This window comes from Bradyrhizobium sp. PUT101 (genome assembly GCF_052043945.1).
In the GTDB taxonomy this organism is placed as follows: Bacteria; Pseudomonadota; Alphaproteobacteria; order Rhizobiales; family Xanthobacteraceae; genus Bradyrhizobium.
The window spans coordinates 6,359,943-6,374,028 of record NZ_CP197207.1; the positions used below are offsets into that span (position 1 = coordinate 6,359,943).

Consider the following 14,086-nt stretch of genomic DNA (forward strand, 5'->3'; position numbering starts at 1 on the left):
GATCAATATGACCACGCCGAATACCCCGCTGTGGGAGGTCTTCATTCGCAGCCGCAACGGGCTCGCGCACAAGCATGTGGGATCGCTGCACGCCAGCGACGCGACCATGGCGCTGCAAGCCGCCCGCGACATCTACACCCGCCGCGGCGAGGGCCTGTCGATCTGGGTCGTGCCATCGAGCGCGATCACCGCGAGCGATCCCGCCGAGAAGGGCATGATGTTCGAGCCGGCGGAGTCGAAGATCTACCGGCATCCGACCTTCTACGAGGTGCCGGAAGAAGTAGGGCACATGTGATGGCCGTGGCCAACATCCAGGTCTCCGAAACACCGCTGGTGCTCTATACTCTGCGCCGCGCCGACGATGCGCTGATCCTCGGCCACCGGCTGTCGGAATGGTGCGGGCACGCGCCGATGCTGGAAGAGGACATGGCGCTCTCCAACATTGCGCTCGACCTCATTGGTCAGGCACGCGAGCTCTACACCTACGCCGCGAAGGTCGAAGGCAAGGAGAACGACGAGGACAAGTTCGCATATCTCCGCGACGTCAGGCAGTACCGCAATCTGTTGCTGGTTGAGCAGCCGAACGGCGACTTTGCCCAGACGCTGGTGAGGCAGTTCTTCTATTCCGCCTTCGCCGACCTTTACTGGCGTGCCATGATGAGCTCGCGCGACACGACGCTTGCCGCCATTGCCGCGAAGTCGGAGAAGGAGAGCGCATATCACCTGCGCCACGCCTCGGAATGGATCATCAGGCTCGGGGACGGCACGGATGAAAGCCATCGACGGGCGCAGGCCGCGATCGATCATCTCTGGGCCTTCACCGGCGAGATGTTCTCGGTCGACGACGGCGAGCGCGCCCTGATCCAGGCCGGCATCGCCATTGATCCGGCGAGCTTGCGCGGTCGTTGGTTGACGACGCTGTCCGACGTCGTCGGCGAAGCGACACTTGAGCTGCCCCGGAATGACTGGATGCAGCAGGGTGGTCGGTCCGGCCGGCACAGCGAGCATCTCGGCCACCTCCTGTCGGAGCTGCAGTCGATGCAGCGCACCTTCCCGGGGCTGACATGGTGACTGCAGTAGAGCGCGATAGCGATCTGCGCCGGCGGGCCTGGGACGCTGCGGCAAGCGTGGTCGATCCCGAAATCCCGGTGCTGACCATCGCCGATCTCGGGGTGCTGCGCGAGGTTGCGCTCGACGGTGATCATGTCGAGGTCGCGATCACGCCGACCTATTCGGGCTGTCCCGCCATGAACATGATCGCGCTCGAAATCGAGATCGCGCTGGAGCGCGCCGGCTTTCATCATCCCAAGGTGCGCACCGTGCTGTCGCCGGCCTGGACGACGGACTGGATGAGCGAGGAGGGCCGCCGCAAGCTGCGCGCCTACGGCATTGCGCCGCCGCAGGCCTCGAGCTCGCGCCGCACGTTGTTCGGCGAGCAGGCCATCGCGTGCCCGCAATGCGGCTCCGACAAGACCGAGCTTTTGTCCGAATTCGGCTCGACCTCCTGCAAGGCGCTGTGGCGCTGCAAGGCCTGCCGTGAACCCTTCGATTATTTCAAGTGTCATTGACCATGTCCGCAGCCGCACCGCGCTTCCATCGCCTGGCTGTCAACGACCTCCGCCGCGAGGCGTCCGACGCCGTCTCGATGACCTTCGCCATCCCCGGCGAACTCGCCGGCGATTACGCCTTTGCGCCCGGCCAGTATCTCACGCTCCGCACCATGCTGGATGGCGAAGAGGTACGCCGTTCCTATTCGATCTGCTCCGGCCCCGACGACGGCGAGATCCGCATCGCCGTGAAGAAGGTTGACGGCGGCGCGTTCTCGAGCTGGGCGGCGGACGAGCTGAAAAGCGGCGATGAGCTCGACGTGATGACGCCGACCGGCCGCTTCGGCGTGGTCCCCGCGGCAGATAGCCCGCGCATCCATGTCGGCTTCGCCGCCGGCTCCGGCATCACTCCGATCCTGTCGATCGTGAAGGGTGTGCTTGCCCGCGAGCCGGACAGCCGCTTCTTCCTGTTCTACGGCAACCGCACCACCGACAACATCATGTTCCTCGAAGCGCTCGAGGAGCTGAAGGATCGCTTCATCGATCGCCTCTCGCTCTTCCACGTCATTTCCGGCGAGGAGCAGGACATCCCGATCCTGCATGGCCGGCTCGACGGCGACAAGGTGAGGGTGCTGCTGCGCTCGCTGGTGCCGGCGGGGAGCGTCGATCACGTCTTCATCTGCGGCCCCCTCGGCATGAGCGAGGAGATCGAGGTGACCTGCCGCGATCTCGGCATCGCGGACGAACGCATCCACGTCGAGCGCTTCGTCTCCGAATTCGGCGGCAAGCCGCGCCCGAAGAAGGCTGTGGCGCCAGGCGCGCCGCCGAAGGCGATCGCATCGCTGATCATCGACGGCAAGCGTCGCGACGTGCCGGTTGCAGAGGACGAAGCGATCCTCGATGCCGCATTGCGCGCCGGGGTCGATCTGCCCTTCGCCTGCAAGGGCGGGATGTGCTCGACCTGCCGCGCAAAGCTGGTCGAGGGCGAAGCGCCGATGGACATCAACTATTCGCTGGAACCGTGGGAGTTGAAGGCCGGCTTCGTCCTGACTTGCCAGGCGAAGCCATCGTCCGACCGGGTCGTTGTCGACTATGACCATGTCTGATCGGGTGGATCAGACCCCGTGGATGCAAATGCGTCGCATTATTTGACAGCTTGAGCCAACCAGCAGAACATCATGTGCAAGCATCTGGCCCGGAGAAGCGCGTGAACGTCAAAGCCGCCCTGTCGCCTGAGGATATTGCCCGCGCCTGCGCTGACGCGATGTGGGTGGAGGACGATGCCTCCAAGGGTCTCGGCATGGAGATCGTCGAGATCGGCCCGGGCTTCGCGACGCTCGCCATGACGGTGCGGCCGGATATGGTCAACGGCCAGCGCATCGCCCATGGCGGTTTCATCTTCACGCTCGCCGATTCCGCCTTCGCGTTTGCCTGCAACTCGCGCAATGAGCGCGTGGTGGCGGCGCAGGGGCAGATCACCTTCATCAAGCCGGGCAAGCTCGGCGACCGCCTCGTCGCCAACGCGCGGGAGGTCACCCGTGGTGGCCGCTCCGGCATCTACGATGTGCGTGTCACCGTAGGTGACGCCGTCATTGCGGAATTCCGCGGGCATTCGCGTGTCATTCCCGGCACGTGGCTGCCTCCGCAAGAAGAATAAGAGACCAATAAGCAAAAGAACAAACCAATGTGGGGAAACGAGGATGGCTCTGACGAGGCTCAAGGAAGGTGCCAGTACCTATAGCGCCGAGATGGACGCACATGAGCGCGCCTCGCGCGACGAGATCATGGCGCTGCAGAAGCAGCGGCTGGCCTGGTCGCTGAAGCACGCCTACGACAACGTGGCGCACTATCGCAAGGTCTTCGACAAGGCCGGCGTGCATCCGTCCGACTTCCGCGAGCTGTCGGATCTTGCAAGATTTCCGTTCACCGCGAAGACGGACCTGCGCGACAATTATCCTTTCAACATGTTTGCCGTGCCGCGCGAACAGCTGGTGCGCGTGCATGCCTCGTCGGGCACGACGGGCAAGCCGATCGTCGTCGGCTATACCCAGCGCGACATCGATACCTGGTCGGAGGTGATGGCGCGCTCGATCCGCGCCGCCGGCGGGCGCACCGGGATGATCATCCACAACGCCTATGGCTACGGGCTCTTCACTGGCGGGTTAGGAGTGCACTACGGCGCCGAAAAACTCGGCTGCACGGTGGTGCCGATCTCCGGCGGCATGACCGAGCGGCAGGTGCAGCTCATCAACGACTTCCGCCCTGACATCATCACGGTGACGCCGAGCTACATGCTCGCGATCCTCGACGAGTTCAAGCGCCAGAAGCTCGACCCGCGCCAGTGCTCGCTCAAGGTCGGCATCTTCGGGGCCGAGCCCTGGACCAATGCGATGCGCGGCGAGATCGAGGACGCCTTCGACATGGACGCGACCGACATCTACGGTCTCTCCGAGGTGATCGGCCCCGGCGTCGCGCAGGAATGCATTGAGACCAAGGACGGCCTGCACATCTGGGAGGACCATTTCTACCCCGAGGTGATCGACCCCGAGACCGGCGCGGTGCTGCCGGATGGGGAGAAGGGCGAGCTCGTCTTCACCTCGCTCACCAAGGAGGCCTTTCCGGTGATCCGCTATCGCACCCGTGATTTGACGCGACTGCTGCCGGGCACGGCCCGGCCCGGCATGCGGCGGATGGAGAAGGTGACGGGCCGCTCGGACGACATGATCATCCTGCGCGGCGTCAACCTGTTTCCGACCCAGATCGAGGAGGTGTTGCTTGCGACCGATTGGTGTGGCGGGCACTTCATCCTGGAACTCACCCGGGAAGGCCGCATGGACCAACTGACCATCATCGCGGAGGCGCGGCCCGAAAGCTGGGATGGCCGAGGTCTGCTCGACCATGCCGACCGGATCTCGACCCACATCAAGAACACGATCGGGATCAGCTCCAGAGTGCAGGTGGTTGCGCCCGCCACGCTGGAACGTTCGCTCGGCAAGGCCAAGCGGCTCTACGACAAGCGCCCGAAGGATTGACTTGACCCGTCCCAAAGGCGACAAGGCCCGCGAGAAATCGCGGGTCTTTCGATGTCACCAGCCGGTACCAAAGCCGTCGAGGCGCGCTGCGTGCGCCTTGACGCCAAAGCTGAAAACGCCTCGGCGCTTGCGCCGGTCGTCGAGCGCCGGACGCTCACGCGCGGTCTGAACGATGTTTTGATCGAGGTGAGAGCCGCAGCCGTCAATCCATCCGACGTCAAGGCTGCGACCGGGCTGATGCCCTATGCCGTGTTTCCCAGGACCCCCGGCCGCGACTACGCCGGCGTGGTGATCGATGGGCCGTCCGGAACTGTCGGCCGCGACGTGTTCGGCTCGTCCGGCGATCTCGGCATCCGCCGCGACGGCACCCATGCTAGCCATCTCGTCGTCGAAGCCGATGCTGTCGTGGAGAAGCCCAGGTCCGTGTCCTGGGAGGAGGCCGCCGGCATCGGCGTGCCCTTCGTCACCGCGATGGAGGGCTTTCGCCGCGTAGGCGTGCCGAAGAGCGGCGAGACCGTGCTGGTGATGGGCGTCAATGGCAAGGTCGGCCAGGCGGCAGTGCAGATCGCGACCTGGCAGGGCGCGCGCGTCATCGGCGTGGTGCGCAGGGCGGAAGCCTATGAAGGGCACAGCAACGCGCCGGTCGAGGTGATCGACGCCTCCGCCCTTGACGCTGCCGCGCGCGTGCGCGAATTGACCGGCGGCAAGGGCGCCGACATCGTCTTCAACACGGTCGGCGATCCCTACTTCCAGGCTGCGCACAAATCGCTTGCGTTGCGTGGCCGCCAGATCCTGATCGCCGCGATCGACCGCATCGTGCAGTTCAACATCCTCGAATTCTATCGCGGCCAGCACACCTATGTCGGCATCGACACGCTGGGACTGTCGTCGGCCGCCACAGGCGCGGTGCTGCGCGACCTCGGCCCGGGCTTTGCAAGCGGACATCTGAAACCGTTCCCCATCCAGCCAAATGCCATCTATCCGCTCGAGCGCGCCAAGGAGGCCTTTGTCGCCGTCGCGGGCTCCTCGCGCGACCGGGTCATCCTGAAGCCATAACGCACCGTCGCAATGACGGAGAACGTCGAGAGGCCCGAGAACAATCGATGGAATCTGCGCAGCTCGTCATACTTGCCGGCCTCGTCATCGGGCTCGTTTACGGCGCTGTCGGCTTGCTCAGCGGTTTCTGCCTGATGAGCAGCATGCGAGGCTTTCTGGCGGAGGGTGACGGGCGGCTGGCGCGGAGCTATGCGCTGGCGATCGCCGTTGCGATCGCTGCGAGCCAGTTTCTTGCCGGTAACGGCATGGTCGATCTCGGCAAGTCGATCTATCTGCAGCAGTCATTCTCAGTGCCTGTGCTTTTCCTCGGCGGCCTGCTGTTCGGCTACGGCATGGTGCTGTCGAACGGCTGCGGCTCGCGGGCGCTGGTACTGCTCGGCCGCGGCAATCTCCGTTCTTTCGTCGTCGTGATCGTACTCGCCATTGCCGCGCAGATGACGCTGAAGGGCCTGATCGCGCCGGCGCGTATCGCGCTGGTGCAGGCCTCGCAAACGACCGTCAGCGCAAATTCGCTGCCGTCCGTGCTGGTGATGCTCGGTCTCACGGAATCGCTTTCGCGCGCGCTTGCCGCCGCCGCGACCGTTGTCGCGCTGATCCTGTTCGCTTTCGCGCACTCGGCGTTTCGTCGTTCGCCGGGGCAGATCGCGGCAGGTGTCATTGTGGGCCTGCTCGTCGCCGGCGGTTGGTACGTCACCGGCTATCTCGGCGCTGACGACTTCAACCCCGTCCCGGTGACCTCGCTCACCTTCATCGCGCCGATTGCGGATGCGCTGCAGTACGCCATGCTTTCCACCGGGCTGACGCTCAATTTTGGCATCGCGACGGTGGCCGGTGTCTTCGCCGGTAGCTTGGCGACGGCGCTTGCTACGGGCCGCTTCAAGCTTGAGGGCTATTCCTCACCGCGCCACATGCTGCGCTCAGGCGGCGGCGCGGCGCTGATGGGCATCGGCGGCGTGATGGCGTTCGGCTGCTCGATCGGGCAGGGGCTCACCGGCGTGTCGACGCTCGCGCTGGGGTCGTTCGTGGCGCTCGCCGGCATCCTGCTCGGCACGACGGCGGGCCTGCGCGGTGCGCTGCGGGTTCAACCCCTCGCAGTGGCCTGACCACGCAGCAGTCGATCGCCTAGCGTCGCAAGGCCGATGCCCGTGACGATCAGTCCGGCCGCGATGGCAAGGCTCGTGTCGATCGGCTCACTCAGCAGGATCGCGGCACTGGCGATGCCGACAAGCGGCGTCGCAGTCGTCCCGAGCGACGTCGTCAGCGCCGAGATGCTCTTGTTGACCATTGACATCGCCCAATAGGCCAGCGCCGTCCCGATCAGGCCCGAATACAGGAAGAGCGACACAAGCCTCCATGACCACTCGACGTGCGGCAGCCCGTCGATGATCATCGCCAGTGTCGATAGCACGGCCGTGGCCACGAGCACCTGCCAGAGCAGGAGCTGGAGCGGAGACGCGATCCAGCGATGCGCGCGGATATAGATGATGTTCGCGGCCCAGGAGATCGCGGCGAGGATGACCATCCCGGCGCCGAGCAGGACTCCTGCATTGGTCCAGTCAATCGAGGACGGATTCAGGATGACGGCAAGCCCGATCAGTCCGAGCAGAGCGCCGGCAAGCTTGGGCGCGGTCAGCGCTTCCTTTCCGAGCATGGGCGCGGCGAGTGCGACCCAGAGCGGCGTGGTGTAGCCGAGCACGACGCCCTTGCTCGCGGGCAGGAAGCGCAGGCCCGCGGCGACGAGGGTTGAGAACAGCGTCATGTGCAGCAGCGCGACGCTGAGGATCACGGGAATATCGCGTCGTTCCGGGATCACCAGATTCTTGCTCAATCCGAGGATCGTGATGAGGCCGACCAGCGCGATCCAACTTCGGATCGCGGCGGTCCATAGCGGTGAAACGAATTGCACGAGTTGCTTCGTCACCGACCAGTTCACACCCCAGGCCAGCACGACGATGAGGAAGAGGCCGACGGCCGCGCGGGATGAGAGTGAGTTCATCTCGGAGTCCTTGAAGCAGTTCAGTTCGCCGGATAGCATTGCGCTGGTACCTGAAAAAGTACCAGATCGGAGAATAGCAAGATGCCAGTTCTGGAAGACGTGATCTCCGCTCTGGTCGAATTGAAACGGACGGACGACGCGGGGCTGGTGACGCAGTTGACGAGCCAGCTTAGAGACCTGATCGCGAGCGGCCGTCTCGGCAAGGGCCGGGCGCTGCCGTCGAGCCGTCGGCTCGCGGGCGATCTCGGCGTCTCCCGCAACACCGTCACTTATGCGTACGAGCAGCTTGCCGCCGAGGGATATATTGAGGCGTCGCGCGGCCGCCGTCCGGTGGTCACGGTCGACGGAGGCGGACGTAGGATAGGAGCGGGTGCTGCTGCGGCGCGCGAACGCTCCGGTAAGCCGCGACTGTCGCCCTGGGCCTCGAATCTCAAGCAGACCGACTGGCCGATGTCCTATCAGGCATCACTAAGGCCGTTGCGTCCGGGGCACGGCGATTTCAGAGAGTTTCCGGACGAGGTCTGGGCGCGTTGCTTGCGCCGCAATGCCGTGCGTGCAGCCAGGCGCGAACTCGGCCCGATTAACCGGACGCGCCTGCGCGAGGTGCTCGCGGATTATCTGGCGACCAGCCGGGGTGTCCGGGCCACCGCAGACCAGATCATGATCCTGCCGAGCGCGCAGGCTGCGTTGACCTTGATTGCCGCGACCGTCGTCACGCCCGGCGATGACGTCTGGGTCGAGGATCCCGGTTATCCCGGTGCTGCGGCTGCCTTCCGGGCGTCCGGTGCACGCGTGACCGGTATCAGACTGGACGAGCAGGGTATGCAACGGATGCCGGGGCTTGCGGCACCAAAGCTGATCTTCATGACGCCCTCGCATCAGCATCCGACCGGGCGGCTGATGTCGCTGGCCCGCCGCGCCGAGTTTCTCAGCCTGAGCAGGCCCGGCAAGACCTGGATCGTAGAGGACGACTACGACGGCGAATTCCACTATGACAGCAGGCCGGTGCCGGCCTTGCAGGGACTCGATGCCCATGGCCGCGTATTCTATGTCGGCACTTTCTCGAAGGCGATGACGTCGGATATCCGGCTCGGCTATCTCGTCGCGCCGCCGGCACTGGCCAGCACCCTGGAGATCGCGCAGAGGCATATCGGGCTGATCGCTTCAAGTCACATCCAGGAGGCACTCGCCGAGTTCATTGCTGACGGCTATTTTCTCGCGCATCTGCGCCGGATGCGCCGGCTCTATCACGCGCGCCGCGATCACCTCGTCGAGGAACTGGAGCGACAGCTGGGCGGGATGCTCTCGATCGAAGTGCCCCCTGGAGGCATCCAACTTGTCGCCCGCTTCAAGCGCGGTCGCACTGATCAGGCGGCGGTGAAGCGGCTGGTTGCGGCGGGGGTCGAGATGCGCGCCTTGTCCAGCCTGGCGCTTGGCCGGCCCCGCGATCACGGCCTGCTGCTCGGCTTTGCGGCCTGGCACGAGAGCGAGATCAGCGCGGCCGTGCGGACGATGGCATCGTGCTTCTAAAGCATGATCCGGAAAAGTGCGCAGCGGTTTTCCGAAAAGATCATGCTTAAACAACGACCTAAAAGCGCGATGACGATTCATCCTCATCGCATCGCGCTTTAGACGGCCGCGTCAATCAATCGCCTTCGTCACGATGCGGATCTCCGACGTCAGCGTCCGGTGCACCGGGCACTTGTCGGCGATCTCCATCAGCTTCTTGCGTTGCTCGGCATCGAGGGCGCCGTCCATCGTGATGTCACGCTCGATCTGGTCGAGCATGCCCTCGCGGGTTTCACACTCCGCGCAGTCCTTGGCGTAGATCTTGGAGTGCTTCAGCGTGACCGTGACGCGGTCGAGCGGCATTGACTTGCGATCGGCATAGAGGCGCATGGTCATAGAGGTGCAGGCGCCGAGGCCGGCGAGCAGGAAATCATAGGGACCGGGACCCGTATCCTCGCCGCCGGCCGCCACCGGCTCATCCGCGACGAGACGATGCGGCCCGACTGTGATGATCTGGTTGAATTTGCTCTTGCGGGTCTCCTGCACCACGACCTCGCGCGGCGCCTTAGGGAGATCTACCACCTTCGCGGGCTTTGCGGTGTCGATGTAACGGCTCGCCCAGGCCGCGATCACGTCGGCCGCGTAAAGCGCGTCAGTGGGCTTCGTCAGCAGATGATCGGCATGATCGAGCGAGACGAAGCTCTTGGGATGCTTCGCCGCAACGAAGATCTTTGTCGCGTTGTCGATGCCGACGGTGTCATCGACAGGCGAATGCATCACCAGCAGCGCCTTGTGCAGGCCGGTGACGTCCTTCATCAGCTCGCGCTCGGCGATGTCATCGAGGAATTCACGCCTGATCCGAAACGGACGTCCCGCGAGCGAGACTTCGACCTCGCCCTGGATGCGGATATTGTCGATATGCTCCTTGAACAGACCGGTGACGTGGGCGGGATCGGAAGGCGCCGCGATGGCCACAACCGCCTTGGCTTCGGGGATCTGTCCTGCCGCCGCGAGGATCGCGGCACCGCCGAGGCTGTGGCCGATCAGGACGGACGGCGCCTTGCGGACGCTGCGCAGATGATCGGCCGCGCGCACGAGATCGGCGACGTTGGAGGAGAACGTCGTATTGGCGAAATCGCCCTCGCTGGAGCCGAGTCCGGTGAAGTCGAATCGCAGCACCGCAATGCCTTTGGCGGCGAGCGCGACCGCAATGCGCTTGGCCGCCAGCGTGTCCTTGCCGCAGGTGAAGCAATGAGCGAACAGCGCGAAAGCCGCGGGCTCGCCGTCAGGCAGCTCCAGCGCGGCCGAGAGCTGATGGCCGCCTTCTCCAGTGAATTGAAAGCGTTCCGTCGGCATGGGCTTCCCCCGTCCTTGCTTGAACCTAATCGCCCGAATAGCGCTGTTCGGCCCAGGGATCGCCGCGGTTATGATAACCGCGGACTTCCCAGAAGCCCGGCGCGTCCTCGGTCAGGAATTCGATGGCCTGGAGCCATTTGGCGCTCTTCCAGAAATAGAGGTGCGGCACGACCAGCCGCACCGGACCGCCATGCTCCTCGCTCAGGGGCTTGCCCGACCAGCTATGGGCGAGCAGCGCGTCCTCGGCGGCAAAGTCTTCCAGCGCGAGATTGGTGGTGTAGCCGTCATAGGAATGCAGCACGACAAAGCGCGCATCCTCGCGCGGCTGGCAGGCCGCGAGCAGCTCACACGTCGCAAGCCCTTCCCACTCGTTGTCATAGCGCGACCAGGTCGTCACGCAGTGGATGTCGGAGGTGAACTGCGCCTGCTTCTGTGCGATGAACTCGTCGAAGGTCCAGAACACGGGAGTTTCGATCGCGCCGTAGACGTCGAGCCGCCAGCGCTCGCGCGAGACCGGCGGCACGACGCCGAGATCGAGCACCGGCCAGTCTTTGGTGAGGTGCTGGCCGGGTGGCAGCCTTTGATCCTCCGGCCGCGCGATCTTCCCTGTGAGAAAGCGGCCCTCGCGCGCCCACTTCTCCTTGGTGCGCGTCAGCTTGCTGTCGGACGGCGTCTCGTCGGTCATGGCCTACTCGTGGCGATGCATTGCGGAGGCGTTCTTGGTGTCGCGCATGGTAGCATAGATGATCAGCGACAGGCAGATGATGCCACTGAGATAGAAATAGAACCATTCCTCGTGCCCGATGCTCTTGAAATAGAGCGCGATCGCCGGCGCCGTTCCGCCGAAAATCGAGACTGTGATGGCATAGGGCAGGCCGACGCCGAGCGCGCGGACATTGGTCGGGAACAACTCGGCCTTGACCACCGCATTGATGGAAGTGTAGCCGGCCACGAACAGCCAGGCGGCACAGATCAGGATGAACGCCATGAAAGGCGACTTGGTCTCCTTCAGGGTCATCAAGAGCGGTACGGTCGCGAGGGTGCCGGCGACACCGAAGAAGATCAGCAGCGGCTTGCGGCCGATCTTGTCGGAGATCGCGCCGTAGATCGGCTGGAGGATGGTCGCGAAGATCAGCGTGCCGAAGATCACGAAAGTGGTCTGGTCCTCGGTCAGCCCGACCGAAAGCTTGACGAAGGTCTGCATGTAGGTGGTGAAGGTGTAGAACGCCGCAGTGCCGCCGGCGGTGAGGCCGACGACCAGCAAGAGCTCGCGCGGATATCGCAAGAGGTTGGCGAGCGAACCGGTCGGCTTCACCACCTTCCTGGCCTCCTCGAACGCCTCGGTCTCGTGCAGGCCGCGCCGCATGACCGCGGCAAAGATCGCGAGCGCTGCGCCTATCGCGAAGGGGATACGCCAACCCCAGTCCTTCAACTGCTCCGGGGTGAGGAAGACCTTTTGCAGGAGCAGCAGCACAATGATCGCAGTGAGCTGGCCACCGATCAGCGTCACGTACTGGAAGCTGGAATAGAAGCCTCGGTGCTTGGGGTCGGCGACTTCGCTGAGGTAGGTGGCGCTGGCGCCATATTCGCCGCCGAGGCTGAGGCCCTCGATGACGCGAGCGAGCGCCAGGATCACCGGTGCGGCGAAGCCAATCGTGGCATAGGTCGGCGTCAGCGCGATGATCAGCGAGCCGAAGCACATGAAGACGACGGACAGGGTAAGCGAAATGCGGCGGCCGAAATGATCAGCGAGATAGCCAAAGAACCAGCCGCCCAGGGGCCGCATCAGGAAGGTCGCCGCGAATACGACGGCGACGTTCAATTGCTGGACGACGGGATCGTGACCAGGGAAGAACGCGGGGGCGAAGTAGAGCGCGAATGCCGTATAGGCGTAGAAATCGTACCACTCGACGAGATTGCCGATGGAGCCGATGAAGATCGCCTTGATCCGCCGCTCGGCGTCGGCAACGTCAAAATGCTCGGAGGCCGGTTTGATTGCTTGCTCTGTCACGTCCGGCCTTCCGCTTCCTTCGTCTGGGGAAGGCCTACATCGCCTTTCCGAGCAAAAATGGCAACTGCCGGGGGCCTCTCACCGTGCCCTGCGACCAGGTCACTGTGCCCGCCGGATCGAGGCGGAAATCCGGAATCCGCTTCAGCCATTCCTCCAGCGCAACCTGCATCTCCATTCGCGCAAGGTTGGAACCGACGCAGCGATGGATGCCGAGACCGAACGCGGCGTGGCGGTTCTCGCGTCGGTCAATCACGACTTTGTCAGCATCCGGAAACATCTTGGGGTCACGGTTGGCGGCCGGGAACGACAGCAGCACCATGTTGCCGGGCTTCACCGGACAACCCGAGACCGTGGTTTCCTTGACCACCTCACGCGCCATCGTCACCGGCGAATAGGCGCGCAGCAGCTCCTCGACCGCGGTCGGGATCAGCCCGGGCTCGGCGATCAGCCGCGCGCGGTCGGCCGGCGTCCTGGCGAGATGCCAGAGCGAGGAGCCGATCGCGCTCCATGTGGTGTCGATGCCGGCGATCAGCAGCAGGCGCAGCGAGCCCAGCACATGGGAGTCTTCGAGCGGATTGCCTTCCTTGTCCCGGGCGTTCATCAGATAGGAGATCAGGTCGTCGGTGGGCTTGTTCTTGCGCGCTTCGATGTGGCCGCCGAAATAGGCCGTCATCTCCTGCACGGCCTGGAGCAGCTTGCTCTCGTCCTTGATGCCGAGCTCAAGGATCATGTGAATCCAATTGATGAAAAAGTCACTGTCGCTCTCGGGGATGCCGAGCATGTGCGCGATCGCCCGAACCGGGATGTATTTGCTGTAGCGTGCGGCAGCGTCGACCTTGCCGTCGGCGATGAAGTCGTCGATCAGCTCGTTGCAGATGGCGCGGACCCGCGGCTCGAGCTTCTTCATCGCGTCCGGCGTGAAAGGCGGCAGCAGCAATTGCTTGGCCGGCTTGTGCTCGGGCGGATCCGAGGTGATCGGCGGGGCCGCGTTCCTGGCGACCTCGGGACGCACATCGCGGACGATGATGCGGCGTGAGGAGAAGTGCTCGGTGTCGTTGGCGATCTCGCGTACGGCTTCATAGGTCGTCGGCAGGTAGCAGCCGAGGAAGCGTTCCGTGTGCACCACGGGACTCGCGGCGCGCAGCTCGTCCCAGATCGGGAAGGGGTCCTCCGTCCATTGCGGATCGGTGTGGTCGAAATCATGGACCCAGTCGGTCACGGGCGGATGGGCGGCGGGCTGGTTGACGTCGGACATGGCAGGAATCCCTTGGCTCGTGTTCGCTGAAAGCACGCGGGGCGGCCGCGGCCGCGCTACTCCTCGATCACGTCGATTGCGATTTCCGGGCAGTTGGATTTCGCAAGCCAGGCCTTGTCCTCGAGCCCCGGCGGGACGGTGCCGTCGCCGGCTTCGTGCGCGTTGCCATATTCGTCGAGCTCGAAAAGCTCCGGCGCGAGTGCCTTGCAGCGGGCATGGCCCTGACACTTCTCCGGATCGACGTGAACCTTCAGTCGCTCTGACATTGCGGCTTCCTTGGACGTGTGCGCGCAGGGCCCGAAGGGCGGCGCGTTTCCTCATCTG

Annotated in this window: 15 protein-coding genes; 9 read left to right on the top strand and 6 right to left on the bottom strand. The window is 64.4% G+C overall.

Going from position 1 to position 14,086, the window contains the following annotated elements; translation table 11 throughout:
• The first annotated feature begins 7 nt into the window (after positions 1-7).
• From paaB to ACSHT2_RS30480, 8 genes are all read left to right on the top strand, one after another.
• Positions 8-295: a 1,2-phenylacetyl-CoA epoxidase subunit PaaB gene (paaB, locus tag ACSHT2_RS30445; RefSeq protein ID WP_028135228.1), complete on the top strand. Its 288-nt coding sequence runs from the start codon at positions 8-10 to the stop codon at positions 293-295.
• Positions 295-1,071, top strand: coding sequence for a 1,2-phenylacetyl-CoA epoxidase subunit PaaC (gene paaC / locus ACSHT2_RS30450; protein ID WP_440638500.1), 777 nt, complete (start codon positions 295-297; stop codon positions 1,069-1,071). The genes paaB and paaC overlap by 1 nt, the downstream gene beginning before the upstream one ends.
• Entirely contained in the window at positions 1,065-1,568 is a 504-nt protein-coding gene (gene paaD, locus ACSHT2_RS30455; RefSeq protein WP_440638502.1) for a 1,2-phenylacetyl-CoA epoxidase subunit PaaD, read from the top strand. The genes paaC and paaD overlap by 7 nt, the downstream gene beginning before the upstream one ends.
• Positions 1,569-1,570: 2 nt before the next feature.
• The gene (gene paaE / locus ACSHT2_RS30460; RefSeq protein WP_440638503.1) at positions 1,571-2,653 is read left to right on the top strand and encodes a 1,2-phenylacetyl-CoA epoxidase subunit PaaE; all 1,083 of its coding nucleotides are present in this window, start codon (positions 1,571-1,573) and stop codon (positions 2,651-2,653) included.
• A gap of 101 nt (positions 2,654-2,754) precedes the next feature.
• Entirely contained in the window at positions 2,755-3,204 is a 450-nt protein-coding gene (paaI, locus tag ACSHT2_RS30465) for a hydroxyphenylacetyl-CoA thioesterase PaaI (protein WP_440638505.1), read from the top strand.
• Positions 3,205-3,247: 43 nt separating this feature from the next.
• The gene (gene paaK / locus ACSHT2_RS30470) at positions 3,248-4,579 is read left to right on the top strand and encodes a phenylacetate--CoA ligase PaaK (RefSeq protein WP_440638507.1); all 1,332 of its coding nucleotides are present in this window, start codon (positions 3,248-3,250) and stop codon (positions 4,577-4,579) included.
• 51 nt (positions 4,580-4,630) lie between these two features.
• Positions 4,631-5,635: a quinone oxidoreductase family protein gene (locus ACSHT2_RS30475; protein WP_440638509.1), complete on the top strand. Its 1,005-nt coding sequence runs from the start codon at positions 4,631-4,633 to the stop codon at positions 5,633-5,635.
• A 47-nt stretch (positions 5,636-5,682) separates the two neighbouring features.
• Positions 5,683-6,738, top strand: coding sequence for a YeeE/YedE family protein (locus ACSHT2_RS30480; RefSeq protein WP_440638510.1), 1,056 nt, complete (start codon positions 5,683-5,685; stop codon positions 6,736-6,738).
• Here the strand turns inward: ACSHT2_RS30480 and ACSHT2_RS30485 are convergent.
• Positions 6,717-7,631, bottom strand: a complete 915-nt coding sequence (locus ACSHT2_RS30485; protein WP_440638512.1) for a DMT family transporter — start codon at positions 7,629-7,631, stop codon at positions 6,717-6,719. The genes ACSHT2_RS30480 and ACSHT2_RS30485 overlap by 22 nt on opposite strands.
• An 81-nt stretch (positions 7,632-7,712) precedes the next feature.
• Here ACSHT2_RS30485 and pdxR point away from each other — a divergent pair, with 81 nt between their 5' ends.
• Entirely contained in the window at positions 7,713-9,161 is a 1,449-nt protein-coding gene (gene pdxR / locus ACSHT2_RS30490) for a MocR-like pyridoxine biosynthesis transcription factor PdxR (RefSeq protein WP_440638514.1), read from the top strand.
• Between the two features lie 111 nt (positions 9,162-9,272).
• On the opposite strand, the gene ACSHT2_RS30495 is transcribed toward pdxR, so the two are convergent.
• The 5 genes from ACSHT2_RS30495 to ACSHT2_RS30515 are packed head-to-tail and all read right to left on the bottom strand — an operon-like array spanning position 9,273 to position 14,028.
• Positions 9,273-10,496: a bifunctional alpha/beta hydrolase/OsmC family protein gene (locus ACSHT2_RS30495; protein WP_440638516.1), complete on the bottom strand. Its 1,224-nt coding sequence runs from the start codon at positions 10,494-10,496 to the stop codon at positions 9,273-9,275.
• A gap of 25 nt (positions 10,497-10,521) precedes the next feature.
• Positions 10,522-11,181, bottom strand: a complete 660-nt coding sequence (locus ACSHT2_RS30500; protein WP_440638518.1) for a sulfite oxidase-like oxidoreductase — start codon at positions 11,179-11,181, stop codon at positions 10,522-10,524.
• 3 nt (positions 11,182-11,184) lie between these two features.
• Entirely contained in the window at positions 11,185-12,507 is a 1,323-nt protein-coding gene (locus ACSHT2_RS30505; RefSeq protein ID WP_440638520.1) for an MFS transporter, read from the bottom strand.
• Between the two features lie 34 nt (positions 12,508-12,541).
• Positions 12,542-13,762, bottom strand: coding sequence for a cytochrome P450 (locus ACSHT2_RS30510; protein WP_440638522.1), 1,221 nt, complete (start codon positions 13,760-13,762; stop codon positions 12,542-12,544).
• A gap of 56 nt (positions 13,763-13,818) precedes the next feature.
• Positions 13,819-14,028 (bottom strand): ferredoxin, encoded by a 210-nt coding sequence (locus ACSHT2_RS30515; RefSeq protein WP_440638524.1) that lies wholly within the window; start codon positions 14,026-14,028, stop codon positions 13,819-13,821.
• Positions 14,029-14,086 lie beyond the last annotated feature (58 nt).